Source organism: Endozoicomonas sp. ALE010 (genome assembly GCF_049310165.1).
Classification (GTDB): Bacteria; Pseudomonadota; Gammaproteobacteria; order Pseudomonadales; family Endozoicomonadaceae; genus Endozoicomonas.
The window spans coordinates 59,995-86,300 of sequence record NZ_JBLYNV010000002.1 but is presented as its reverse complement, the minus strand read 5'-3'; the positions used below and the strand labels follow the sequence as shown (position 1 = coordinate 86,300).

The 26,306-nt window shown below is 49.8% G+C and carries 22 protein-coding genes; 13 read left to right on the top strand and 9 right to left on the bottom strand.

What is annotated here, in order from left to right; all coding sequences use genetic code 11:
- Positions 1–104: 104 nt before the first annotated feature.
- Together udp and ACO6UY_RS01460 are read left to right on the top strand one after the other, a co-directional pair.
- Positions 105–878 (top strand): uridine phosphorylase, encoded by a 774-nt coding sequence (udp, locus tag ACO6UY_RS01465; protein WP_422448857.1) that lies wholly within the window; start codon positions 105–107, stop codon positions 876–878.
- A gap of 19 nt (positions 879–897) precedes the next feature.
- Positions 898–1,962, top strand: coding sequence for a hypothetical protein (locus ACO6UY_RS01460; protein ID WP_422488850.1), 1,065 nt, complete (start codon positions 898–900; stop codon positions 1,960–1,962).
- On the opposite strand, the gene ACO6UY_RS01455 is transcribed toward ACO6UY_RS01460, so the two are convergent.
- The 4 genes from ACO6UY_RS01455 to ACO6UY_RS01440 form a co-directional block, all read right to left on the bottom strand.
- Positions 1,897–2,493: a PqiC family protein gene (locus tag ACO6UY_RS01455; RefSeq protein ID WP_422488848.1), complete on the bottom strand. Its 597-nt coding sequence runs from the start codon at positions 2,491–2,493 to the stop codon at positions 1,897–1,899. The two genes, ACO6UY_RS01460 and ACO6UY_RS01455, sit on opposite strands and share 66 nt — an antisense overlap.
- Before the next feature lie 29 nt (positions 2,494–2,522).
- The gene (locus tag ACO6UY_RS01450) at positions 2,523–3,473 is read right to left on the bottom strand and encodes an MlaD family protein (protein ID WP_422459914.1); all 951 of its coding nucleotides are present in this window, start codon (positions 3,471–3,473) and stop codon (positions 2,523–2,525) included.
- A gap of 66 nt (positions 3,474–3,539) precedes the next feature.
- Positions 3,540–4,310: an ABC transporter ATP-binding protein gene (locus tag ACO6UY_RS01445; RefSeq protein ID WP_422448865.1), complete on the bottom strand. Its 771-nt coding sequence runs from the start codon at positions 4,308–4,310 to the stop codon at positions 3,540–3,542.
- Positions 4,311–4,312: 2 nt separating this feature from the next.
- Entirely contained in the window at positions 4,313–5,431 is a 1,119-nt protein-coding gene (locus ACO6UY_RS01440) for an ABC transporter permease (protein WP_422448867.1), read from the bottom strand.
- Between the two features lie 500 nt (positions 5,432–5,931).
- Between ACO6UY_RS01440 and ACO6UY_RS01435 the strand changes: the two genes are divergently transcribed.
- Complete coding sequence (locus ACO6UY_RS01435) at positions 5,932–7,062, top strand: hypothetical protein (protein WP_422488846.1); 1,131 nt, start codon at positions 5,932–5,934, stop codon at positions 7,060–7,062.
- 264 nt (positions 7,063–7,326) lie between these two features.
- On the opposite strand, the gene argR is transcribed toward ACO6UY_RS01435, so the two are convergent.
- Positions 7,327–7,797, bottom strand: a complete 471-nt coding sequence (gene argR / locus ACO6UY_RS01430) for a transcriptional regulator ArgR (RefSeq protein WP_422448871.1) — start codon at positions 7,795–7,797, stop codon at positions 7,327–7,329.
- A 285-nt stretch (positions 7,798–8,082) separates the two neighbouring features.
- On the opposite strand from argR, the gene ACO6UY_RS01425 reads away from it, so the two are divergent.
- The 5 genes from ACO6UY_RS01425 to ACO6UY_RS01405 all read left to right on the top strand — a co-directional run bounded on the left by ACO6UY_RS01425 (position 8,083) and on the right by ACO6UY_RS01405 (position 12,605).
- Positions 8,083–8,832 (top strand): ATP-binding cassette domain-containing protein, encoded by a 750-nt coding sequence (locus tag ACO6UY_RS01425; RefSeq protein WP_422459920.1) that lies wholly within the window; start codon positions 8,083–8,085, stop codon positions 8,830–8,832.
- A gap of 59 nt (positions 8,833–8,891) precedes the next feature.
- Positions 8,892–9,668, top strand: a complete 777-nt coding sequence (locus ACO6UY_RS01420) for a transporter substrate-binding domain-containing protein (protein WP_422448875.1) — start codon at positions 8,892–8,894, stop codon at positions 9,666–9,668.
- Between the two features lie 2 nt (positions 9,669–9,670).
- Positions 9,671–10,390, top strand: a complete 720-nt coding sequence (artQ, locus tag ACO6UY_RS01415) for an arginine ABC transporter permease ArtQ (protein ID WP_422459922.1) — start codon at positions 9,671–9,673, stop codon at positions 10,388–10,390.
- 2 nt (positions 10,391–10,392) lie between these two features.
- Positions 10,393–11,055 carry an arginine ABC transporter permease ArtM gene (artM, locus tag ACO6UY_RS01410; RefSeq protein ID WP_422488845.1) on the top strand — a complete coding sequence of 221 codons (663 nt, stop codon included), beginning with the start codon at positions 10,393–10,395 and terminating at the stop codon, positions 11,053–11,055.
- A 386-nt stretch (positions 11,056–11,441) separates the two neighbouring features.
- Entirely contained in the window at positions 11,442–12,605 is a 1,164-nt protein-coding gene (locus tag ACO6UY_RS01405; RefSeq protein WP_422488844.1) for a hypothetical protein, read from the top strand.
- A gap of 22 nt (positions 12,606–12,627) precedes the next feature.
- Here the strand turns inward: ACO6UY_RS01405 and ACO6UY_RS01400 are convergent, their stop codons facing one another.
- Complete coding sequence (locus ACO6UY_RS01400; protein ID WP_422448883.1) at positions 12,628–14,136, bottom strand: NTP/NDP exchange transporter; 1,509 nt, start codon at positions 14,134–14,136, stop codon at positions 12,628–12,630.
- Positions 14,137–14,584: 448 nt separating this feature from the next.
- Here ACO6UY_RS01400 and ACO6UY_RS01395 point away from each other — a divergent pair, with 448 nt between their 5' ends.
- Both ACO6UY_RS01395 and ACO6UY_RS01390 read left to right on the top strand, forming a co-directional pair.
- A complete protein-coding gene (locus tag ACO6UY_RS01395) occupies positions 14,585–17,722 on the top strand; it encodes a hypothetical protein (protein WP_422488842.1) in 3,138 nt (1,045 codons plus the stop codon).
- 141 nt (positions 17,723–17,863) lie between these two features.
- On the top strand, positions 17,864–18,757 hold the full coding sequence (locus tag ACO6UY_RS01390; protein ID WP_422488841.1) for a D-hexose-6-phosphate mutarotase: 894 nt from the start codon (positions 17,864–17,866) through the stop codon (positions 18,755–18,757).
- Between the two features lie 92 nt (positions 18,758–18,849).
- On the opposite strand, the gene ACO6UY_RS01385 is transcribed toward ACO6UY_RS01390, so the two are convergent.
- Positions 18,850–20,010, bottom strand: coding sequence for a hypothetical protein (locus ACO6UY_RS01385; protein WP_422488840.1), 1,161 nt, complete (start codon positions 20,008–20,010; stop codon positions 18,850–18,852).
- Positions 20,011–20,182: 172 nt separating this feature from the next.
- Here ACO6UY_RS01385 and ACO6UY_RS01380 point away from each other — a divergent pair, with 172 nt between their 5' ends.
- Positions 20,183–20,800 carry a GNAT family N-acetyltransferase gene (locus ACO6UY_RS01380; protein ID WP_422488839.1) on the top strand — a complete coding sequence of 206 codons (618 nt, stop codon included), beginning with the start codon at positions 20,183–20,185 and terminating at the stop codon, positions 20,798–20,800.
- Positions 20,801–20,942: 142 nt separating this feature from the next.
- Here ACO6UY_RS01380 and ACO6UY_RS01375 read toward each other — a convergent pair whose 3' ends face one another.
- A complete protein-coding gene (locus ACO6UY_RS01375) occupies positions 20,943–21,548 on the bottom strand; it encodes a TetR/AcrR family transcriptional regulator (RefSeq protein ID WP_422459936.1) in 606 nt (201 codons plus the stop codon).
- Between the two features lie 305 nt (positions 21,549–21,853).
- Here ACO6UY_RS01375 and ACO6UY_RS01370 point away from each other — a divergent pair, with 305 nt between their 5' ends.
- Together ACO6UY_RS01370 and ACO6UY_RS01365 are read left to right on the top strand one after the other, a co-directional pair.
- A complete protein-coding gene (locus ACO6UY_RS01370) occupies positions 21,854–23,872 on the top strand; it encodes an FAD-dependent oxidoreductase (protein WP_422488838.1) in 2,019 nt (672 codons plus the stop codon).
- Positions 23,873–24,296: 424 nt separating this feature from the next.
- A complete protein-coding gene (locus tag ACO6UY_RS01365; RefSeq protein ID WP_422459940.1) occupies positions 24,297–24,791 on the top strand; it encodes a hypothetical protein in 495 nt (164 codons plus the stop codon).
- Between the two features lie 264 nt (positions 24,792–25,055).
- Here the strand turns inward: ACO6UY_RS01365 and ACO6UY_RS01360 are convergent, their stop codons facing one another.
- A complete protein-coding gene (locus ACO6UY_RS01360) occupies positions 25,056–26,243 on the bottom strand; it encodes a transposase (RefSeq protein WP_422459942.1) in 1,188 nt (395 codons plus the stop codon).
- Between the last annotated feature and the right edge of the window lie 63 nt (positions 26,244–26,306).

Below are 26,306 nucleotides of genomic sequence, written 5' to 3'. Positions count from 1 at the left end.
GATCAAATATTGATCCAGATCGATAAACACTCCCCATGGATGCGTCTATGATGGATGCTAAGAGGTAAAGTTCAATGATCCAGGGGACGTTCCCAGAGGCATATATGAGCAGTAGCGAAGTTTTTCATCTCGGCCTGAGCCAGAAGGTTCTGAATGGTGCCACACTGGCCATTGTCCCTGGCGATCCGGAGCGGGTCGAACGTATTGCTGAACTGATGGATAACCCGATCAAGCTGGCCAGCCTCCGGGAGTTCACCTCATGGCGAGGGGAGCTGGAGGGTCAGTCTGTCGTGGTTTGTTCAACCGGTATCGGTGGACCCTCCACATCTATTGCCGTAGAAGAGCTGGCACAACTGGGCATCCGGACTTTTCTGAGAGTTGGCACCACAGGTGCCATCCAGCCCCATATCAATGTGGGTGATGTCATTATCACCACCGGTTCCGTCCGCCTGGACGGTGCCAGCCGACATTTTGCCCCCATCAGCTATCCTGCCGTTGCTGACTTTCAGTGTACCCGGGCACTGGTAGATACCGCTGAACAAGGCGGGCTTAACTTCTGGACAGGTATTACCGCCTCCAGCGACACCTTCTACCCCGGTCAGGAACGTTATGACACCTTCACCCAGCGGGTCAGAAAAGAGCTACAGGGCTCTATGGCAGAGTGGCAGTCGATGGGGGTGCTTAACTATGAAATGGAGTCCGCAACCCTTCTGACCATGTGTTCTGCCATGGGGCTTAAGGCCGGGTGCGTTGCCGGGGTCATTGTTAACCGTACCTGCAATGAAACGCCAGATACTGAAAAGCTGGCCAGTGTTGAGCCCAACGCGATTAACACCGTGATCGGAGCAGCCAGGAGGCTTCTGGGCAGCATTGGCTGAATATTAAACCAGGCCCCGGATGGGCATGGAAATAAGATTGGGAATGATACAACGTTCCGGTGAGACTCCTTTGATACAATCGTTACTAACACCTTTATCCAACGGTCCTGTGGATCGATCCGGAGATGCGCCTCCGACAGATCAACCACAGGCCAGCTGGAAGCGCTGGGCAGTGTGTATATTCCCAGCGGCTTCTACCATTGTGTCTGCAGCATTTACCTTGAGTGCGATCTCTTCAGGATGCTTCGTCGCAGCAGCAGTTTTTGGAGTGCTTACCGTCATGTCTACGGACTGTGCTATCAATGCCTGCTCACCAAACAATACCCTTTCTACCAATCCTTCTAAATTTTCCCGTGACATCGATAGACTGAGTGACATACTCAGCAGTTTATCTGAAAGCACCTCCAACATTGTGTACAACCAGGGGTACGAAGTTGTCGATGTCCCCGGCGATGGCAATTGTTTTTTCCATGCTGCCCTTGTGTCATGCGCGCAACGCCCCGGCCGGGATGCTCACAGCTTACGTCAACAGGTGTATGAAGAAGCAAAAGAATGGCTACAGGATTACGAAAACAATCATTCACGTTTCAATGAAGACGAAAGCTGGCGGGATTCTGATTCTGTGCCGGAAGAAGACCTTTACTTCTATTTAACGAATGATTTCGAGCACGATGGCATGACCGGTATGGACGCCATCAAATGTGATGGCAAATGGATGTATACAGTCATCGTCCCCCTGGTTGCCAGAGTGTTGCAAAAGCCAGTCATTACAGTAAATAACAAGGGCACCATTATGAGCGCTGTTGATGCTTATGGTTTCTACTTCCCCGTAACTGACGATCAGTTGAAAAACTTTGATTTAAATGGGATTGGCGACTTTGTATTACTTGAGAACACTGACAATAATCACTTCAGAGGCTGCCGAAAGCGCAACATCATGCCTGAAGATCAACACAGGAAGGTGTCCGAAGATACCATCCCCGAACCACCTGCCGGGGAGATTGCCTCACGTGCGCCCTTAGTTGCCAAGCCCGGGAAAACCCTGAAGCATATCGTTGGCAACCCCCCCCCAGACCTGGCTTAATGTCTGAACGAGAGCTTGTGTAGAAACATCACTCGCCAGCGGCAGGGTATAGACTCTCTCCTGCCGGGCAATGACCTGCTGATCCTGCCCTTCCAGGGACCAGGCCACGTTCATCTGTAACTGCCGGTTCACCAGCGCTATAGACTGAACATCAACAAATGCGACCACTTCCGGGCGTTTATTGCGGACCCAGGGGCCGGAGCTTATCCAAGTGCCAGAGTGAACCTGTTGACGCAGATTCTGCACCATAGCCTGTGTCAGCAGCTCTGGCAAGGGCTCCCCCCAGTGATCATTCGCAGAGGACTGTAAACGAACACCACCATCGCTCCAGGTAATTGTTTTCTTATCCAGCCAACCGGCAACACTCACCGGAAAAACCCCCAGTGTAGCGGTGTCCGGCAGCACAGTCTGCTCTTGTGAAACCGTTGCCGCCACCAGCGTATAATCATGATAGTTGGGGTTCCTGGCGGAACAGCCCGAGAGCAATATGATCAGGAAAAAAGCCTTTGCAGCAGCAGCGTTCTGACCCATAACAAGGTTCAATATACGAAGGTAACGGCTCACCGTACGTCTCCTGACTGTCTACCAAAGATAATCGAATCGGGTTGGCGTTGCAGCAAGTCCGCCAGATCGTCCACCGCCCTGGAAGCACGACTGATGTCTTTTGAACTCTGCGTCAGCTGGTACATCAATGGTGAGTCAGGTGCCAGTGTCTCTTCCGCTGCGGACATGGTCTGCTGGAGTTGCAGCATGGTTTCATTCAACTGCTGCGTGGCGGCAGGCAGATGGGTTTTCAGCAATGCGGTCACTTCCCCGGAATCCTGTGACATGGCAGCAAATTCTTTGCGAATGCCCGCCATGCTTGAGGTCATCTCATCGGACATCGCTGCCATACTGACAAATGCCTTATCAACATCATCAATCAGTTTGTTCAGGCGATCATCTCCGGTCAGCCGGGACAGATTATCAAGAACTTCCGTTAAACTGCTGGCCATTTCCGCAATATTAATGCTCTCAAACCGCTCAATAAACTCTTCCAGGTTATTGGGCACCGTGGGAATCTGTGGATACTCGGTGGCCACAGGCTGCATTTCCGGCACAGAGTCAAAAAAATCCACCTCGATATACAGCATCCCGGTCAATACACTCTGCAGCCCAACCTGGGCACTGAGCCCCTGCTGCAGCAACTGTCCCAGCACATTTTGGTCACTGCTATCATGCTCACTGATGGCATCCGGGTACATATCAATGGTGACCACATTCAAGACCTTCTGATGATTGTGATACAACTTGGTCTTGATGGTGACCACTTCACCAATTTTCACACCGCGAAGAGTCACGGGAGCACCAACATTCAGGCCTTTGATCGAGCTGTCAAACAGGATCTGATAACGCTGGACAGCCTTCCTCGAAAAACCATCCGCATTAAGAAACAACACCAGGGCAAACGTCATGGTGATGATCAGGATGACAAAAAGGCCAACGGATACTGACAAGGATTTTCTATTCATAGGCTTCTCTCGGAAAAGCGAGCCTCACTGATTGATTCGTAGAGTCGCTTTTAAATTCCCCCATCCTTAACACTCACCTCTGGACAGAAACGCTCTGACCAGATCGTGTTTACTGTGGTTAAGCATATAGTCGGGAGACCCGGTATCCAGCTGGGTTTTGCTGTTGGCATCGAGGTAGACCCCATTACTGCCAATGGCAAAAATACTGGCCAGCTCATGGGTGACAATAACGACCGTGGCACCGGTGGAATCTCTTAATTGCAGAATCAGGTCATCCAGTCGTCTGGCACTGAGAGGGTCCAGTCCAGCCGAGGGTTCATCAAAAAACAGGATATCCGGGTCCAGGGCAATGGCCCTGGCCAGCCCTGCACGCTTACACATACCACCACTGATCCGGGATGGGTAAAAGTCTTCAAAACCGGCCAAACCCACCAGTGCCAGTTTATAACGCACCATATCCTGAATATCTTTACTAGACAGTGTCGTATACTGTGCCAGTGGCAGGGCAACATTCTCAGCCAGTGTCTTATCACTGAACAACGCGCCCCCCTGATAGGTAACGCCCCAGCGTTTACGCATCGCCAACTGTTGCTCCGGGGATGCGGCAAAGTAACTCTGCCCGCCAAACAGGATATCGCCCTCTGTCGGCTGGTAGAGCCCAATCATATGTTTCAGGAGCGTGCTTTTACCGCAGCCACTGCCCCCCATAATGACAAACACATCACCTTTGCTGATTTGAAAATGCAGGTTGGACTGAATCAGGTTGCTACCATACTTCATGGTCAAGCCACGGGCTTCAATCACCACCTCCTGACCTTCCTGCTGCAGTTGCCCCATGCTCAAATTCCCAGGTGATAAAAAAGGATATTCAGTCCAGCATCGGCCACCACCAGATAAATAATGGCGGTCACTACCGCGTTGGTCGTCGCCTGCCCTACCGCAGCGGAGGAACGACCACAAGCCAGGCCGGCACGACACCCGGCCATGGCAATCATCAGGGCAAACAGAAAGCTCTTGGCAACGCCGGTCATGATATCACCAAAAGAAATAGCATCCTGGAGCTGGTAAAGGAACATCAACCAGCTAATATCCATACTGGTAGCCACCAGCCCACCCCCGAGCATGCCCAGAATATTACTGTACAGACAGAGCAGAGGAATGGTCAGAATCAGGGCCAGGGTTCTGGGTAACACCAGATAATCCATGGGTTTTATGCCCAGAGTTGTCAATGCATCAATCTCTTCATTAACCTGCATGGTGCCCAGCTGGGCGGCATAGGCGGCACCGGTTCGACCGGACATAATCACCGCCGTCATCAATGCTCCCATCTCACGCACCATGCCAACCCCCACCAGATTGGCGACATACACCTCGGCACCAAACTGTCGGAGCTGGACCATACCCAGATAAGCAAGAATCATCCCGATCAGAACACTTTGCAGCGTGATAATCGGCAAGGCAGAAGGCCCGGATTGATGGCAAAAGCTGATAATATCGGACCAGCGGGCGGATCCTTTCCGGGACAACCAGCGGCACAGGGACAGTGCCAGTTCGCCAATAAACGCCAACAGCTCCATCGCCTCATCACCCAGGCGGGCAACCCGGTCGACCAGCCGATGCAACAGGGATGGGTTTCTATCCGGCAAGGCCTTATTGGGCGGTACGGTATTGGCAAGCCTGAACAGATCTTTTACGTCCTCAGGCAGGCCACTGAGATCAAGCTGGCAATGGGAAGGCTCCAGCATGCGCTGGCAGGCCAATAGCCAGGCCAGCAGTCTGGAGTCCCACGAGAAGTCATCACCGGTAATAAAGGCAACGGTTTTTAATTGATCATAATCCGGTAAAGCAGAAAGCTGATCCAGGGCTGGCAAAACACCACTAACCGTCCAGCTGCCCTGAAGAGTGATCACAACCTTTGGGTCAGACACTTTATCAAAGGTCAGTGTCGCCTGGTTCATGCTGGTTAATGCCTTGAAAAAATGGTCAATAATAACAGAAAAACACCACCAGCAGGCAAGCGTGAGAAATACTTACCAGGCATCAAAACGGCTAAAGCGGGAACTATTTACCAGATTTGCTTTCTTAATAAGGGATTGTCCCGAAATAGTTTCCAGATTTCTGAGTTTCAAAGTTACGTTCGTCCTGATTGCTGTGCTTGTCGAAACTATTTTGGGACAGGCTCCAGGGAGGCTATTCTCGGTCAGCCTCCCAGCTCCTACATTCTTGAAGTAACCTCAACCAGGTAATGTTCGCCATTATGAACCAGACATTGAGGGTGATTCACCCATGTGGGTCACAATATCTACAACCCCTGATCCCTACCACACGCTTGTTATGGTTGGGACGTGAGACGGGGAGTATCGATTCACTGGAAACAAAACTATGTCCCGTTACCACCCTGCCACTGCCTCCCCCCACCTCTTCAGTGTGGACCCCTACCTCTTCAGAGGTAAAAAAAATGGGCACGGCAGCCTTTCATAACCCGTTTGCCGTTCCAGACTACAGTCCCAGACCTGAAGAAAACCCTATATGCGAAGGGTTACTGCAAATAGTGGAAGGCAGAAGGTATATTGATCCATCAGATACCGATAAACCACCTGCTCCGAGCACTTTAAAGGGAGAGCCCATCTTTGCAAACACCACGCTCTCTGATGGGAAGGGAACTGGCAGGCAAAACGGCACACTGACGCAAACCGCTTCCTTGTGCAAAAAGGAAAAATCGAAATCAGGTATCATCGTTGCTGGTAAGACGACTGTTGATCAGGCAACTTCAGCCAAAGCACTACCTGAGATACCTTCTGTTAACCACTATGCCATTATAAACACGCTCAGAGCATGGAACGGAAAAGTAATAACCGCTAACTTTGGATATATCAATAAAGAACTTAGCGCAGGTTTTGCCAGCTTTTCCCCCGGGGGAAGTAGACTGCGCATTCAGGTACACTTCAAAAAGGATTTATCAAACAGCGGATTACCGCTGCACACACTGCAAAAAAAGTACGCTATATCAGGTAATTTGTTATTTGATGACGAGGCGATGGTAAAGAAAGTTATCTCAATGCCTGCCCGATGCTTTTTGAAAGAAGCGCAGCAGCATACCCCACCCAACCCCATTCACCTTGCTAAAAACAGCATAAAAATTTTTAAAAAAGATTCAGCGACACAACATTTACTACATATTCCCATCTTAACGAAAGGTCAGCAGAAAGTTTACAATACAATTACGTCGCTTTTTAACAAACTGCTCGATACCGATATTGTCAGCCTGAAAGGTACACCCAGAGCGAAATCCACACTTCAGGGGCAGGCATGCTGTCACCTCAAATCCGGCCAATTACTGTTTATCAGCTTTAAAATCCCTGCTACTGAAATAGACCAGAGAGTAGATCCATCGGTTTACCTGGAACAGGGTAAAATTCGTGGCAGATTGAGATACGACCCAAAATGGTTATTCTCGAAAATATCAAGTAATTCAACATTACTTCACTCATCACATCCCGGCATCCTGCCAGGTGAAAACAAGATTTTTTTTCCTGCCAACACCATTACATTGTATTTTGAAGATCCCTCCCGCTCGTCAACGTCTTAACCCGGATATTTTATCAACGTGCACCAGTCTGAACCACTCATCGGATCACTGGTAAAGCATTGCTACCAACTGCTCCGGACACAAAGAGTGTTCCTGCAAAAACAGGAACACTCAGTTAACCCGGATATTTCATAAACTGCCCCGAATATCGCGAAGGACTTTGTCGCTCTAAGGGATTTTGTGAAGGAGCGCCGTACCGGGGGTACGGTCGACTGAGCAAAACTCCCTTAGAGCGGCAAAGGACAAGCGAGATCGGGAGCACGTTTATGAAATATCCGGGTTAAACATCCCGGCAATACTCAGCGTAATCTCTTTAATCTCCTGCACACTGGCAGGTACCACAAGAATGGTGTCATCCCCCGCCACACACCCCATAATCCCACCTTTTACGCCAATAGAGTCCAGGAGCCTGGCGATCATCTGGGCGGCACCCGGGCTGGTTTTGATCACAATCATGGACTCATTATGGCTAACGTCTTCTACCAGATCTTTTACCGCAATACTGGAATCCATCTTGCCCAGCTCAGGAGGCAGGCAGTAAACCAGCTCATTCAATGCATTGCGCGCCCGGACCGCACCAAAACGGCTGAGCATGCGCGATACCTTGGACTGACTGATATTGTCAAACCCCTGCTCCTGCAGAAGAGTCACCATCTGGCCCTGGGAGCCGCAGCGCTCTTCTTTAAGCAACTGACGGAAAGAGCGAACCAGGGCATCCTGTTTTTGGCTAGTCATAGTCGTCAAATAACCTTCCAGAAAAAATGCTGTTTTCAGGGTTATCCGTTATCGGAAAATTCTGAGTAATGCAGCATTTTTAATCAATCATATATCCAAAAACCAGCACAACCTTCGATTTTCCACTTGCTGGATGTGTTCGAAGGGTGAGCGTTATAAATTGGCGTCAATTATAGACCCTTACCTTTGCAATATGCATTTTTATTCATTTTTTTGTTGATTTTACCCAATCAGTACAGGACAATTCAGCCATAAATTTCAACCGGCAATAAGAAGATTCAGGCAATGGGCATCGCAGTACAGAGCCTTAGCAAATCCTTTGGTGTCCATCAGGTTCTGAGGGACATCAGCTTCAGCATCAGTAAAGGTGAAACAACGGTATTACTGGGTTCCAGCGGAGCAGGAAAAAGTACGCTATTACGCATGCTGAACCTTCTTGAGAGTCCGGATCAGGGCACTCTCAACATAGCCGATATGGAATTCAGTTTTCCACAAAAAAAACACCAGAAACCATCATCCTCGACTACATCAGCAAAAGCCTGCCAGCTGCGACGCAAAGTCGGCATGGTTTTCCAGCAGTATCATCTGTGGCCCCATATGACGGTTCTGGAGAACCTGGTGGAAGCTCCTGTTCAACAGGGTATGCCCAAAGCAGGGGCCAGAGACAAGGCCATGGGACTGCTGCAACGGATGGGGCTGGCGGATAAAGCCAATGCCTGGCCCGCTTCCCTGTCCGGTGGCCAGCAGCAGCGGGTAGCCATTGCCCGGGCGCTGATGCTCTCTCCGGAAGTATTATTGTTTGATGAACCCACCGCTGCCCTGGACCCGGCCATTACCAATCAGGTGGTGGCCATTATCAACGAGCTGCAGGCGTCTGGCATTACCATGGTGGTGGTCACCCACGAAGTGGACTTTGCCCGGAAAATCGCCAGCCGCGTAGTCTATCTGGAAAACGGAGAAATTGTCGAGGAAGGGACTGCTGAACGATTCACTGCCCCACAAACCCGTGCATTTAAACGTTACCTGCAACATTAATTCAATCGCAACCAACAACCCACTGCTTGCAAGAACCAGCTGTCATTAAGGAAAGCCCGATGAAAAAAATAATTGCCACTGTCGCCCTGGCCAGTACTGCCTTCGCCTCCCTGTCTTTTTCCGGGATAAGCCAGGCGCAGGACACCATTCGTTTTGGTATGGAGGCGACCTATCCTCCTTTCGAGTTCTTTAATGAACAGAATGAGCTGACGGGTTTTGACGTTGAACTGGCCAATGCCATCTGCGCCGAACTGGATGCCACCTGCGAGTTCAACAACCAGCCGTTTGACAGTTTGATCCCCGGCCTGAAATTCCGTCGCTTTGATGCCATCATTTCCGGCATGGATATCACCCCGAAACGACTGGAACAGGTCGCCTTTACCCAGCCCTATTATGAAAACTCAGCCATCTTTGTGGCTGGCATCAACAGTGATGTTAAAGAAGCCAAAGATCTGAAGGGTAAAACCGTCGGAGTACAAAATGGTAGTACCCACCAGGCCTATCTGATCGACAAACTGGAAAAACAGGGCGTGAAAACCCGCCCATACGACAGCTACCAGAACGCCTTGCTGGATATGACCAATGGTCGGGTTGATGCCGTGTTTGCCGATACGGCGGTTGCCCGTGAGTGGCTGGTTCAGCAGGGCAAAGATCAATACCAGAGCGTGGGTGAAGAAGTGAAGGATGCCAATTACTTTGGCATCGGCATGGGCATCGCGGCCCGTCAAGGTGACCCCCTGGTGGAAAAACTGAACACGGCGCTCACTCAGGTAAAAGAGAGCGGTGTTTACCAGCAGCTGCATGCCAAGTATTTCAACTCTGCACAGGTGAGATAACTGTGGGCCTGACCACTCTCTTCGCCAAAGCAACCGTGATGACCCTGGGCCTTGCCCTGTCATCACTGGTTCTGGGCCTGTTAATGGCCGTCGCTTTTTCCCTGGCCGAACTCAGCCGCTGCAAACCCCTTGCCCTCGCCACCAGCACCCTGGTTGCCATATTGCGTGGGCTACCGGAAATCCTGGTGGTGTTTTTCGTCTACTTTGGCTCAACCCATGCCCTGTTCCTGCTAACGGATGAGTTTATTGAAGTCAGCCCGTTTGTTGCCGGTACCCTTGCCCTGTCGTTAATTTATTCGGCCTACGCCTCACAAACCCTGCGCGGCGCTTTTATGGCGGTCCCCAAAGGACAGACCGAAGCAGCGGTAGCACTGGGGATCAGCCGCAGCCATTGCTTTTTCCGCATTATCCTGCCGCAAACCTGGCGTCACGCCCTGCCCGGTCTGGGTAACCAGTGGCTGGTACTGCTGAAAGATACGGCGCTGGTTGCCCTGATTGGTGTCAACGATTTACTGCTCCAGGCCAGGATGACTGCCGCCAGTACCTATGAACCATTTACCTGGTATGGTGTTGCCGCCCTTATTTACCTGGCAATTACCCTGGTCAGCCAGCATATACTGGAACGCATGAAATCCCGATTTAATAGACACCTGACGTCCAGTAACGGCGTGACAGAAATGCCCGTTGACAAACCAGTCAACCCCGGTGAGGCCACCGCATGAATATGGACTATTTACCCGAGCTGCTGAAAGGTCTTGGCACCACACTGGAACTGACCCTGGTCAGCCTGTTTACCGGGCTGGTGCTGGCCATCCTGTTCACCCTGGTGCTTGCCCTGAAAGTGAGGCCGCTGACCTGGCTGGTCAAACTGCAGATTCTGCTGTTTACCGGCACGCCATTGCTGATCCAGATATTTCTGATTTATTACGGTCCGGCTCAGTTTGACGCCATCAGAAACAGCGTTCTCTGGCCCTGGTTAAGCCAACCCTGGTTCTGCGCCATGTTGGCCCTGGCACTGAACTCAGCCGCCTATTCTACCTTGTTATTCAAGGGAGCCATTGATGCCGTGCCAAACAGTGACCGGGAAGCCTGTATGGCGCTGGGCATGACCAACAGACAGGCACTGCTGCGGGTCATCCTGCCCCATGCCGTGCGCCGGGCACTGCCCGCCTATGGCAACGAGGTCATTCTGGTTATGAAAGGTTCGTCCCTGGCCAGTACCATTACCCTGATGGACTTAATGGGCTATGCGGCCAGACTGAACGCACAAACTTACGACACATTAACGGTGTTCACCATGGCTGGCCTGATCTATCTGGCCATGACGGGCGTTTTGACAGTGCTGATCCGGTTTATGGAACACAAAGTTCTGGCGTTTAGCCGCTGATTCTTTGTGTAAAACGCCAATTCCGACAACCCCTGTTTGATTTTTTTGCAGATCCCGGCCTGCTGGCTACACTTGTCGGTGGTCATCCAGGCCATGTTTACTTAGGAGGCTGTCCGAGAATAGACTGCCCTACTGCGGCTAAGCGTTATTACCCATACACCACGTTCACCCTGAGCGGAGTCGAAGGGTGCTTGGCACGATCTATCAGAGTCCGGAGTTTCCGCCCTTCGACAAGCTCAGGACGAACGGTATGGGTAACAGCGCTTAGCTGCACTAGGTAATACACGGTTGGCATCCACAGGTAAAACATTACGACAACGTCGCACAGCCTGGCTGATAACGTTCATTTATAAAACAGTCAGGCACACCGGATACATAATTGAGCAATGATCAAATTATTGAGCTGTCTGGTACCGTTTATCGTTATCATCAGCCATGAGCTGTCCGCCGATGGCAATCAAACTGACATTGAAAGTCATATTGAAAACCAGATTGACAGCATCGACACCTTTTACGGAACAATATCGTTTAAGGCCATGGCAAATGATCAATCCCGGCTACTCTCTTCCCTTCTGGCGCACCCGGCAGTCAACAGGCTGAAACATATCAACCAGTATGGCCCCATACAGATGGTGGACTCACAGGGCAGTAACAATGAACCCTACTCCCGTTACGACCATTCTCTGGGTGTCTTCTATTTACTCAACCGTTTCGGAGCCCCCTTCCCGGAACAGGTCAGCGGTCTGCTCCATGACTTGCCCCACAGCACCTTCAGCCATGTGTCTGACTACCTGTTTTCTGACAGCTCAGCAGGCAACCCGGACTATCACGATTCACAGTTCACCAACTTTGTGGACAGACACAGCATTACCCCGATCCTGAACAGACATCACCTGTCGTCTGAAACCGTCCACCCCAAAAAAAATCCCTCGTTTACCCGACTGGAACGGCCACTACCAGACCTTGCTGCTGATCGGCTTGATTATATAGTGCAGGGCGCTGCCAGACGAAAAAAGCTCACCAGACAACAGGTCGATGCTATCCTGGCAGACCTGTTCTTTGACCCGTTATCGCAACACTGGTATTCCAAAAGCCTGGAATCCGCGCGGCTGACCGCCGATGCCAGTATTGAACTGAACCGGCATATTTTTGTTACCGCCTGGGGACGGGTTCTCTATCTCTGGACAGCCGATGCCCTGAAACAGCTGGTCAGGGCAGGAGAACTCGGGGCCGATGATCTGTTTTTTACCATGGGTGACGATCAGGTCTGGCAGAAAATACACCAAAGCACCTTGCCCGGTGTACGCACATTAGCCGGGCAAATGCTGACCGCCTGGCATAAGGTGCATGAGGTCACCCATCCCGGGGCAAACACCATAACGTTTGAGAATGTCCGTTGTCGCATTGTTGACCCAAGAGTAGCAACCATCAGTTCCGGCAATGCCGTAACCAGCTGGCTGCGTGTTTCCGATATCGAACCATCATTCAGGGACCGTTACCTTACCGAACTCAAGCGCTGCCAGCTTTTTTATGCTGAGGTCGAGCCATAATCAAAAAAAAGCAGCATGATGCTTATTCCATATGCTTCTGCTCAGTGATTTCCGTGAACCGCCTGCCCAGCGACCGGGCAGATGCAATCCAGATTGCGAAGAAACAGAGAACAATCACCGCAACATAGGGCGCAATGGCAGACAGTGACCCCAGCACCACCATCAATATCTGCTGTATCAATGAACCCGTGGATTTCCCGGTGGGATTGCCAATAATATCCACTGCCGCCTTGCCCTTTACCTTCTGTTCCGGCGTCAGGGGGATATAACTCATCTCCTTGGTGGGGTCGAACAGGGCGTATTTGGTCGATTTACTCAGAATATTCTGAATTGCCCCCAAAATCACCGTCAGCATTAACGGGGCAATCCCCAGGGAGAGTATCAGGCTTTCAGGCAACCAGTCCCGGAACAGGACAAAACAGAAAAACAGGGACCCGGTGACCAATAATATGACCGGCGTGCACAGCGCCGCGAATGTCCAGCCGAAATACCGGATCACATTATTGGTGAGAAACAGCATCATAAAGATCGTCACCAACCCGGTGCAGGTTGAAAACAGCCCCATAAACTGGTTGTAATTATTCGGGTCCGGAAACTGCATACGAAGCTGATTTTTCCAGGTAACCTCCACCATGTTGATGCACACCCCGTAGCTGATCACCAGCAGGGCAATGCACAGGAGATATCTGGAATGAATAATCATTTTCAGGCTGTCGCGCAGGGACAGGCTCAGTTTTTCATTAGCTGGCTCATGGGCACCCAGCTGATGGTATAAGCTGGGATCACTCAGGACATAACGGTTTATCCACCAGTAAATCAAAATAATCAACGCCCCGCCCAGCGTCAGAACCGCGGTCATCAGATTAAGGGAATACCCCCAGCAATCCACACCTTCCGGCAGGTTCTCCCTGACTCCGGAGGCAATATAGACAAAATAACCTGCCGTGGGCAGCGCCAGATTGCCCATCATGCCAAACAGGGCATAAAACCGTTTTGACTCGGCAATGGTATTGATATGGTTGGCAAATCCCCAGAACAGCATCGACAGGCAGACACTGCCCCACAACTCCGACATGACATAAAACAGAGAGAAGGTCCAATTACGCATCACCGCAATCAGCCCCTTGAACCCCGGTGGTAAAACACTTTGCAGATAGTCCGATGTATCATGAAAGTGCAGGGTATCGCGGTTGGGATAGAGCCAGAGCGCAAAGAAAACAAAGAACAGGATAAATGTGGTAATCACCAGGTAAAAAAGTGTATTCCTTCTCACCAGGTTACTCATGCGCGAATAAATCAGGGTAAACCCGATAGCAAAAGGGACATTAACCCAGAGTTTCAGAAATGGGATAATCTCGGCACCGGAACCGGCACCGGTGACCACCAGGGTATCTTTGGTGTCCCTGAGAATCGTATAATTAAAAAGAATAAGGTAGAACATCAAAATCATGGGGATAAGCTTTTTCAGCTCATGACTGTGAACCGGCCAGAACCGTTTCCGCCATTTGCTGAACTCAGGATCAGAACTCATTCAGAAACCTCCGAAACAGATAACCTCGCCCCTTTAATACGGCCTAAAATAAGCCGAATAACAAACACGGAAGTCCACTATCAGCCTGAAAACCTGTTCACGAGCCAGATGCAGCCCATTACCGGCGGGAGGTTGTCAAAGAGAATTGACTCCCTGACCTCTCTGTTCAACCCTGAAACAACAATAGAAAAATAATGGTTATTTCATTCAATTACCAGTTTCAAAAAAAGAACGAAATAAAAAACTTTATAAGTTGTTACATTCGGACAAACAAATCAACAAAACCCTAAATTCAGGAGAAAAAACTCCCATTGAATCATCGTTCGCTCTTATAAAAAAATCTCTTATAAAAAAAATCAAAACATAAATAACAAATATTTATCACCACCAGGCGCATTACAGCCTATTTTGAGTGGTTAGATATTTATCACTCCGGTTTCTTATCTCAATGAAAACAGGTTATTGCTACTACCGTATTCTTCTTATGTTTTTATGCCTGTTAATGGCAAGTTTGCTGCCATATTCCGGTACCAGCGTCTTTGCAGCGGTTCATCAGGCTGAAACTGACCGGCAGAAGCAAGCGGAGCAAAGCAAAAACGGGGAGATCAGTCGTCTGGTGAACACTCTGAAAACGGCGGTTGCCTGGGGCCTGGTGCCATTAAGTTCAGAAATTGCCCTGAACATCAGTAAAAATTATTTAAAACAGCATAATTACACCTTTCTCCAAACCTTACTGAAAATCCACGGCAGTAATATCCGGCGTTCAACCAGCCAGCATTTGACCGACAATCTCAGCGCCCGGCTGGAGAGCCTCAGTTACAAAACGCTGTCGGACGAACATCTGAAAAAGCAGACCGATGATCTGCAAACCGATCTCCTGTTCCGTTCTCTGTTTACCTTTTCCATTCTCAGCATGAATGCCCAGAAAGCGAGAAAAACCTATTTCCGTCTGCAGGACATTCTGGACAACATCGCCTCCACCGCCAGACTCGCTTTGACTGATGGCGATTATGACCGGGCCAGTGCCATGATTGCCCTCGCCGTACAGACCATGGTTTACATTCATCCCGAAGCCAGGGCCAGTGACGGAGCTGACAGCATCAGGACCCATTTCAATTACCATATTGACTGGTCCGATATTCCGGAGTTTCGCAACGACATCCAGCGCCATCTACAGACCATGGATCCACTGGTCCGACGCTCAACATTGATTAACCTGCGTTACTGCGATCTCCTGAACCAGTGGCAGATCAGTTATCAAGACTGCAGCGACTTTGAAAACGGTGCCATAGAGGAACTGGAGGGCATGGCCATCATGTCCGAAAAGGGAACCAGGCCCGGGGTCATCCAGTCCGTCCTCAAGGGGGTTCCTGAGCACTACATCAGAAACGCCATTTTCATTATGGGGGTCTCTGTGCCGGCGGTACTTCTCCATTTCCTGGACAAAAAGAAGACACCGGTGGTCTACACCGTGGTGGACCATTTTGCCAGGGTAACCGGGATGGCAACCACCAAAGCAAACATTGAACGGTTCTCCTCCAATTCCCGCCGCAGCCTGGAAAACTGGGGGGCCATTGATACCGGCAAAGGCAGTTCGACATCGCCCACCGGGGAATTCGCCAACCATTACTTCAACACCCTGCAAAAAAATGCCACTGCCATTCTGGCCGAACAGCCCAACTTTGCCCGTTCCAATGCCCAGCGCGCCCTGGAGGCCCTGGTGGTCAACCTGGCAGAAGCTTTCAACCTGCAGAGGGTCGATGACGACCAGGCCAGTGCCGGTTTGCTGGCCGCTGCGCTGGTTCAGCATTATCGGGAAAACGTTGAAGTTACCAATGATGACAGCCTGATCCGTTCAACCCTGCTGGCCTTTCGGCCACTGTATCATCAAGAACTGATCCCTGAAGTCGTGAGGGCCCTGGAAATACTGGAACCTGAATACAAAACAAGTTCAAAGGTGAGGCGTTGGTATCAGCAGCAACTGACCACCTGGTTCAGGCTTTCCTCCCCGGATGGTTCAGCACAGGATCTGCCGGAATTCCCCGATATACCATGGATCAGCCAGATTCCCCAACTGCCTTCCGGGAAACCACGGCCACGGGCCCCGAGCAAATCCTGGTATCAGAGCTACCTTCCGGACAAGGAAACCATATCCACGATCACCATCCAGGGTACTGCCCTGGGCTATTCAATACTGGTGGCCATCCTTGAACCCCTGACTGTCAAGCGGCTAGTGGCTGGCAATCCTCCCTACTGGAATCTGGCGTCTTACTACCTGTTGACCTCCATGTTCGAATTTGGCCTGCGTTCCCTGGGCGAACCGGCCATTGTGCACCTGCAAACGGTGATCAAAAACGGGATTGGCAGCACCACGGGCATTCTGTCGTCAGAGGATAAACAGATCCAGGACGAGCTGGCCAACAAAGTCAATGCCCTTAACCGCAAGCTCAGCATTGAAGCCCAGACCAGCCGCTCATACCGTGCCACACTGGAAGGCCTGCTCACCCGTTACTGGAGCCTGTCCAGTCATCTGCTGGCTCACCCGGAACATTATCCACAGTCCCGGGCGGCGGCCACACTGGCCCTGGCTGCTTATACCCAGCGTTATTTTCACGCCGAATTTACGGAAGACAACCTGGTGATGAAAACCCTGGCAGTAGCACGACTGAACCCAGCCTTTGAGATACTCAGGGAGCAGGGTGACATTGAACACTTTACCCGGCAGGTTTTCGCTGCCCTGAAAGCCCTGGATCCGGCATTTGCCAAACAGGACATCAGCAATATCTACCTGAAAATGCTGCAAGGCTGGGGCCTTAAACATGACATACAGATGACAGCCAAATCACAAGATGTGCTGGACACGTGGGCATCTTATGGTGATTACCTGCTGGCAGCCGTGGGATTCTCAACCCAGGCCATGGTGAAAGCACTGGTCCATGACGAAAAAACGGTGGATGTGATCAGCCAGTCGATGGCGCATTTTTTTGTCAATATTTTTGAATATGGTACTACTGACTCATTAAGAAAGAAGATTTACGCCTGGTCCCGGCTGAAGATGCTCAATGTCGTCTCCTTCTACCCGGAGGAAGAGATGGTTGGTGTCAATTTTGCCAACCAGGAAATGACCGACTCTTTTCGCCGCCAGAAATTCTATTTTGGCAAACCGGAACTGGATATGCGGACGCAACTGATCCAGATCATTACCTCTATCGCCAACAGCTATTATCAGGCAATCATAGCAATCGATACTGACCGCCAGAGTGATAATGTGATCGATCAGGAAACACTGGATAATGTGGAAAACCTGGTGACCCTTACCGTTCTCCGGCTGGTTCTGTTTGCGCCGGACCTGGCAGCCGATGACCTGTATATCCTGCAATCGATCAGCATACTTTCCCTGCCCATCAGGGATGAGCTGCTTGCCATGCGTGAGCCAATCATTGCCAAAATAAAAACAGCCCTTGATTCACTGAAGGTTGATGATAAAAGCGTGATAGAAGACTGTAAGAATAAAGCTATATTGATTATCGATAACTGGCTTCAGCCGCCTCTGCAGAGTACCTTCCCGGACATTGCATCTGAATAACACCTTGTTTAGCTGCAAAGCCCCTGCGGTAACCTGTTTTTTTGTTTGAGCCCCGGCTTTTCCTGACAAGGCACAACGAAAAAACGTAAGTTGTTACCACTTTCCATAATCGGCACTGTTACTAAAAAAATGGTTCACCCAATGTTCACCAGCGACCTGTCTACCGAATCAACTCTCAGCCCCAACATTACCAGGCATAGCCTGAATGGCCTGACCATTCTGAAAATTCAGAGCCGTGAATGTGAGGCGGCAATATCCCTCCACGGGGGCCATCTGCTTCAGTACAAACCGACCGGGCATCAGGACGTTATCTGGCTCAGCAAGAAAGCAATTTTCTCACAAGGCAAAGCGATACGTGGTGGCGTTCCTGTCTGCTGGCCCTGGTTTGGCCCGGTCAGTGCGCCTTCGCACGGGTTTGCCCGAATCAGCCCCTGGCAGTTGCTGGATCACGGGGAAAATGAACAGGCTGTTACCATTCGCCTGAAACTCTGTACCTCCGAACAGACCCGAGAGATCTGGCCCCATGATTTCAGTGCCGTTCTCACCTTTACCCTGGGAGCAACCCTGCGTATAGACCTGGAAATGATCAACACCGGTGAGCGCCCCTGGCAATGGAGTGGTGCTTTGCACAGCTACTTCAATATTGCCGCAACCACTGAAACCTGGATTACCGGTGTCGGCACTTCCTACCTTGATAGCCTGCAAAATGATCTGCCCTGCGAAACCTCAGAAGCCCTGATCATCAATCAACCCATTGACCGGATTTATACCGCCCCGGAAGCCACCATCGCCATCCATGACCGGGGTAATCAACGCATTATCCATGTTGTTAATGCCGGTCATAACTCCGCCGTTATCTGGAACCCATGGAAAGAAACCAGCAGAAATATGGGTGATATGAACGACGATGGTTATGAAACAATGGTTTGCGTTGAGGCAACCCGCTATGCGAAGGACCAGGCATCGGGTGCATTGTTAATGCCCGGTGAAAAAAATATATTGAGCACTGAAATCAGTGTTACTTCTGATAAGTAACCATCCGAAAAGTGAAACCTTATTCAGAGTATTTCCCGGATTGAGCGCTATGTGGTATCCGGCATTAAAGTATCGTGGGAACCGGTAGGCGATCAGGAGTCAGGGCAACGACCCACTGATAATAATTCTGCTTTTTTTGCATCAGCTGCTGACTCTCCTTTTTTCCTCGCTTCTTTTTCACTAAAGCCTGTGTTTAGCGCTACTCTATAGGCGTTTGACTTGGCATTTGAAATGGCCCTGGTCACCTTGCCTTTAACAGTTGCGGTGTATTTGGCATCGTTTTTGGCTCTGTTCGCCTTGCCTTTATCGGATGCGAAGTATTTGGCTCTGGCCGCCTTGCCTTTATCGGATGCGAAGTATTTGGCTTTGGCCGCCTTGCCTTTATCGGATGCGAAGTATTTGGCTCTGGTCACCTGGCCTTTATCGGATGCGAAGTATTTGGCTCTGGCCGCCTTGCCTTTATCGGATGCGAAGTATTTGGCTCTGGTCGCCTTGCCTTTATCGGATGCGAAGTATTTGGCTCTGGTCGCCTTGCCTTTATCGAATGCGAAGTATTTGGCTCTGGTCGCCTGGCCTTTCCCGCGCTCACAGTACGCCTTCTGGACAGCCCTTCCTTTCTCAGTCTCACGGTAAGTCTTCTTGGCAGACCTTCTTTTCCCTGGCGCAAAGGAAGCCTTCTTTTCATCGGTCTGCTGGTGAGCTACTGAGAGGGTGAGGGGCTGAGGTTCAACAGAACCGGACGATTCAGGCGCGTTAAACTCAGTGGTTTTCGTTGTAATTTGCTCATGCGTGTCTTTAATTAAAGGATCAATCATAGCAACTGGACGTGATGACGGCTGAGAAAAACTCAACAATGGATTTATCGGGGGTAATTTCTGCGCTATTGGCTGAACGTTTGTCAAGGTTAAATCTGTGAATGCAAAGTCATCATCAGCAGTTTCACGGGAAAAATCACATGATAAAATTTGGTCAATGTCTTCCAGAGACAGTTGAGGTAACACTGACTCATTTTCAGGGGATGGTAATTGAGAAATTGAGAAATCATCAAGCGGACGCCGAGAAGATGGCATGCCCTGATTCATCATACCCTGTCTTAAATATGCATAATGTAGTGAATGACGTGTCTGAATAGAACAGCCCATCACACCTGGCCATGAACTGGAAGCGCCAGAGGGTACTAAAGATGTTTCTGGAGGATTCTGTAAACAGAAAGAAACAGAAAAACAATTTGAGCCTGCGTTACATCTGTCCATTGGATTATTGAGTTATTGAATTATTGAATCATCGCTTGAGACCACTCCTTGATTACAAAAGTTCCTCCTTGAACCCAAAAGTAGTTAAAGGTCAGTAATTTATGAAAAAGCAGATGACCAACTACCAAAATAAGCTCTCATTACAAAATAAACTTCTACAGGAGTTGAATATATGAACCCCATAATTGAGCTTGCATCCTGCACAAAAGCTGTAAGTGACATCGCACTACCATACAACCTTATCTTAGAGGCCAGGTTTAAAGGTTATAAGATAAGCGTTGTACCCAATGTATCCGACATATCATATATCCGAGAATATTTTTACTCCAAAAATCTAAAAGTCTCACCTATTAAAGGTGCGAAGAAAGCATTAAAAAAAATAGATACAGCTAAAAACTCCAACAAAAGAGTTATTGAACTTATTGATATCAGTGCTGCCACTACAGCTGCTTATCTGTCATTTAAACTTAATCAAGAATCAATATCTATTGAACTTTTATCAGTAAAAAAGTCCTATCAAGGTAATGGACTTGGAAAGTTGTTGATGAAATCCATTATTGAAGTTGCTGCGTCCAGGAAAGTCCCTGGCATAGTCTTGAATAGTGACTACGATGCTATTTCCTTCTATGAGAAATTTGGCTTTAAAAAAGTTAAAACAGGAGAATCTGAACCACTGATGAAATTAGCAACGCCTGTGCGAGATTATTTACGGCAAAAGAGCCTGGAGCACTATGATCTGATCTGCCTGGATAAGCAGTTATTATCGCCAATTCAATATAAAAAGGTTTAACAAAACCGGGTCGGAAAGAAAACCGACACCGGATCCTCTTACACCTCATACTGCGCCAGATCGGGCGCACTATTTTTGATCTCCACTGCCAGAATAACCGTCATAATGCACATTTCCTGGTGCATCATGGAAATGTACTTTTTTATACCGTTGCCGCTGCCAGTATCATCTCTACTGCACTGTCCGACATGGCATCAATGGAGTTTCTATCCAGGTAAATACCATCATTCAATAAGCGGCTCATACCGTGCAACATGCTCCAGCTCACCTGGGCAAGGCGCAGACCATCAATATCTTTTGAAAACTTACCCTTGTCCTGCCAGCTGCGGATCAGATCAACATAGTGCTGAAAGCAGGCAAAAGAGGCCGCTCTCAGACTCTCTGTTGGTTCACCATTTTTCCAGACCGGACGACCGAACATCAGGTCATACTCCTCAGGATACTTCCAGGAAAGATCCAGATAGGCGTGGACAAAAGCCTTTAACCAGCCATTCATGTCCCCTGACTGCTCATGCATCTGTTGTGCAAAGTGTGCCTGCCACTTTTCAAACCCCTGCTCGGCGATGGCACAGAGCAGCGCATTCTTATCTTTAAAATGATGATAAGCGGCGGTTCTGGAGACCCCTACCCGCTCCGCCAGCGCGCGCATGGAAATGCCATCCACCCCCTGCTCCCCGATCATCCGGGTTGCCTCTTCAAGCAGCTCCTGGTGAAGATTGCCGTGGTGGTAGGATTTTCTGCCAGTCATATGTCGTTTAATGCCCGTGCGCTGTCTGGTATAAATGGTGCAGTCCAGAGACAATACAAATTATCTTGACAGTGTCAAATTACCATTTTATCTTGACAGCGTCTAGCCCGGATATTTCATAAACGTGCTCCCGCTCTCGCTTGTCCTTTGTCGCTCTAAGGGAGTTTTGCTCGGTCGACCGTACTCCCCGGTACGGCGCTCCCTCACAAAATCCCTTAGAGCGACAAAGTCCTGCGCGAGATTCGGGGCAGTTTATGAAATACCCGGGCTTGATGAGGCGTCGAATCACAAGAAGGATTATAAAAATGACTACCCCCTACCCACATCTTCTGGCACCGCTGGATCTGGGTTTCACCACACTGAAAAACCGGGTTTTGATGGGCTCCATGCATACTGGCCTGGAAGAACGGCCCAACGGTTTTGAACGACTGGCGGCTTATTTTGCCGAACGCGCAGTCGGCGGTGTAGGACTCATTGTGACCGGCGGTATTGCGCCGAATCAGGAGAGCGGGGGTATGCCCGGTGCTGCCACCATGGAAACCATGGATGATGTAAAGCACCACCAGTTGGTGACAGACGCCGTGCATAAGGCTGGCGGAAAAATCTGTATGCAGATCCTGCATACCGGCCGTTATGCCTACCACCCAAAATGCATTGCTCCCAGTGCCATTCAGGCACCTATCAATCCTTTCAAACCTAAAGAACTGACCTCCGAAGAGGTGGACGAGCAGATCGAGAGCTTTGTCAACTCTGCGGCCCTGGCAAAAGAAGCAGGCTATGATGGCGTGGAAATCATGGGGTCTGAAGGGTACTTCATCAACCAGTTCATTGCTAATCGTACCAACCAGCGACAGGACGAATGGGGTGGAGAATACCGTCAGCGCATTCGCCTGCCGGTAGCCATGGTGAGACAGACCCGGGAAAGAGTAGGCCCGGACTTCATCATTATTTACCGCCTCTCCATGCTGGATCTGGTTGAAGGCGGCAGTAGCTGGGATGAAATTGTTGAACTGGCCAAAGAGATTGAACAGGCGGGTGCCACCATTCTTAATACCGGCATTGGCTGGCACGAGGCCCGTGTCCCCACCATCGCGACAATGGTGCCAAGAGCGGCCTTTACCTGGGTAACGGCAAAAATTCGTAACGAAATCAGTATTCCGGTCATCACCTCCAACCGGATCAACATGCCGGAAACCGCAGAAGAAGTTCTGGCCCGTGGTGATGCCGACATGGTGTCCATGGCCCGCCCTATGCTGGCAGATGCCGAATGGGTGAACAAGGCGGCGGAAGGCAGAACCGATGAAATCAATACCTGCATTGGCTGCAACCAGGCCTGCCTTGATCATGTCTTTTATATGAAACCCGTCAGCTGTCTGGTAAACCCCAGAGCATGCCATGAAACCGAGCTGAACTATCTGCCAACCAGCAAACCCAAGAAGCTGGCCGTGGTGGGCGCAGGTCCTGCCGGCATGGCATTTGCCGCCACAGCCGCCTATCGTGGTCACAACGTCACACTGTTTGATGCGGCAGACAAAATTGGTGGACAGTTCAATATCGCGAAAACCGTACCTGGCAAGGAAGAGTTTGAAGAGACCCTGCGCTACTTCAAACGACAGATCGAGTTGACCGGCGTCGAGCTGAAGCTCAACCACAGAGTAACGGCAGAAGAGCTGGAAAACAGTGACTTTGACGAAGTCATCGTCGCCACGGGTATCACCCCCAGAAGTCTGGAGCTGGAAGGTATTGATCACGCCAAGGTACTGAGTTATCTGGATGTGTTCAAGGGAGCACCTGTGGGCAACAAGGTCGCCGTTATCGGCGCTGGCGGTATCGGTTTTGATTTGTGCGAACTGATTACCCAGGAAGGCCCATCCAGCAGCCTTGATATTCCCGCCTTTATGAAAGAGTGGGGGGTGGATATGACCCTGGAAAATCGCGGTGGCCTGCTGACCGAAAGTGAGCACCCAAAATCCTCCAGAGAAGTCTTTCTGCTGCAGAGGAAAAAGAGCAAGCCCGGTAAAAACCTCGGCAAGACCACCGGCTGGATTCACCGCTCATCACTGGCTAACCGGGGGGTGCGCATGGTACCAGCCTGTGAGTACCACAAGGTGGATGATCAGGGTCTGCACCTGTCCATTGCCGGGGAGCCTCAGGTGCTGGATGTGGATAGCGTCGTTATCTGCGCAGGCCAGGAGCCCATGCGCGAACTCGCTGATAGCATCAGCGGCAAGACCGTGCATCTGATTGGCGGAGCGGATGTGGCTGCTGAGCTGGATGCCAAGCGGGCAATCAACCAGGGCTGCCGACTGGCTGCTGATATTTGATACTGCCGCTTAACCAGTAAAGGGGGCTCGCCCCCCTTTATCATTCCGGCCTCAAGTAAACCTCGCCAAATAGCCCGAATTGCTATTATTTCTATGTGTGTTTGACATAAATATTGAATGGGTTGTAGTGGGAAGGAACTTTTATGATAAAGGGTGGTCTTAAACTTTAATGCTGTAATTTGATAATTCAATGCATCACTCTAGTAAATTACCACCCTTCCATATTGCGTTTTCCGGACTCAATTCGAATTCACTTCAACAAACGTACCAGCATGACAAAAATGAACAGCAACCCACCTATCAAGGCATGCCTGTCCAAACACTGAAATCTCCTTTTCCTGTTTATGTCAGGCTAGAATCAACGGAATCTTATGATTTTGGTGAAGCTCTGCCCCTTCCCAATGAAGGGGCATGCACTTCTGGAATGGGCAAAACGAGCAAAACCAAATACGCCGCACCCGATAAAGGCAAGGACAGCAAAGACAAATGCATCGCAAAAGCTAAGCATAGGGCGGCCCAGGCCAGATACGCCGCATCCAAAAAAGGCAAGGCAAACAAAGCCAGATACCTTGCATCCGATAATGGCAAGGAGAGCCAGGCCAAATACGCCGCATCCAAAAAAGGCAGGGCGGCCAGGGCCAGATACAATGCATCCGATAATCGCAAGGTGAGCCAGGCCAAATACGAAGCATCCGAAAAGGGCCAGGCGGCCAAGGCCAGAAAACTGGCCAGGTACGCCTTATCCAGGGAAAAAAGGATTTCCCAGTCCATAAAAAATGCAAAATCATACGCCTATCGATCAGCCATAAATAAAGGCTTTAGTGAACAAGTAGCGAGGGAAAAAGAAGAGTCAGCCGCTACGACAAAAAAAGCAGAGTTATCATCAACGTCCTTCATCACTGCTCAGTTATCAGACTGAAGGAATATTTACAATCCCATTCGAACCCTTTTATCCTGAGTGGTTAACAGGCAAAGTAAAAAGTTAGTTTCAGTTAACTAACTGATGACTGGATTGCGAAAGGCTGGGAACTTCTATAAAAAATAGCGGTCTTGAAATATACTCGACTTTAGAGTCTGTATAAAACGATGATTCGGTCAGCTTTCTATAATAAAGCAAGCCGAAACCAGTGAACTGTTTTTCCAAGTTCGTTCTTACTTCCGTTTTTTGTCTGAAAGCCTTTGGTTATGCTGCTTCCGACTTATCCGGTATTAACTGGTCGATCAGATCGGTAAAATTGAACTCATATTTTTGCTCATATCTGTTCCAGCCCTTGCGAATAGAGAACCTCGGAATAATTCCTGAAAGAGCAATTCTCATCATGCCCGCAGTGGTTGTATCCGGGCTTCTCCAGGGTATCCGGGAAATATTCAGACATGCCTGATTTTTACAAACGGTTAACAACTGCAATAATGCATAGCCTGCCATTTTCAAATGCATCCACCGAAGCAGTGTTCGTAATTTCTGCTGCCATAAATGGCAACAACCAAAAGTATGTTTGAGTTGGTGAAACATTGGCTCTACTGGCCATCTCCGGGAGTAGGCACGAAGCACCTCAAGTTCCGGATTGGTCGAGATGAATATTCTGCTTTCGGTCAGACCTTTGTCATTTTCAAAGCGACTCCAGACGACGCGTACTTCATGACCTTGAAGGAATCTGGCGCGACAGATCAGGGTGCGATAACGTATTTTGCGAAATTTGCCGTACATCCATACTGTCGCTTTTTCTTCCGGCAGTGTTTTGACCTGCTCTGCCGTCATCTTGATGCCGTACTTTTTGGGGCGCCCTCGTTTCTTTACGGTGGGTGTTGGCGGCAAAGCATAGAGAGCCCGATTTGAAGGTATCTGACCAACAACTTCTATGTTCATTTCCAGAGCTGGCTTTATCAGTGTCCAGTTCATATACCAGCAATCGGTTAGCAGGCGTAGCACCCGATCCTTCACCTCATTGCGTACCACCCTGAGCATGGCAACGGCAATTTTCAGTTTGCTGGTGTTACCTGAAGCTGGTGCCGGAAATGAGATCACCGGTACGGCGGTAAATACTTCATCTGCAGCCCGTTCAAATATGACGGCCAGGGAGACCCAACACTGCCCCCAGATATACGTCGGCCGGTTACGTTTCTTGCTGTGTTGATGATGTGTACGACAAGCAGGGGCTTTGTCGGAAAACCGTTCGATTACCCAGTCATCGAGTCCCAAAACAACAGGCTCATTTTCCGGAGCTTTGGAGCAGACCAGACGGATCAAGCGGCGCGCCAGGTTCTTCCATTGCCACTTGCCCTGGGATAGCCAGTGGTGGTAGCTGCTCCACACACAATGAAAATCCATTGTTAACAACGCCTGTGTAACAAAGCCTTCGGCTGAAAGCATGCAACCGAACAGCAGTTCGCAGAACGTTGGTACTGCGATTGATGATAGCGCTCCGGCAAGAAA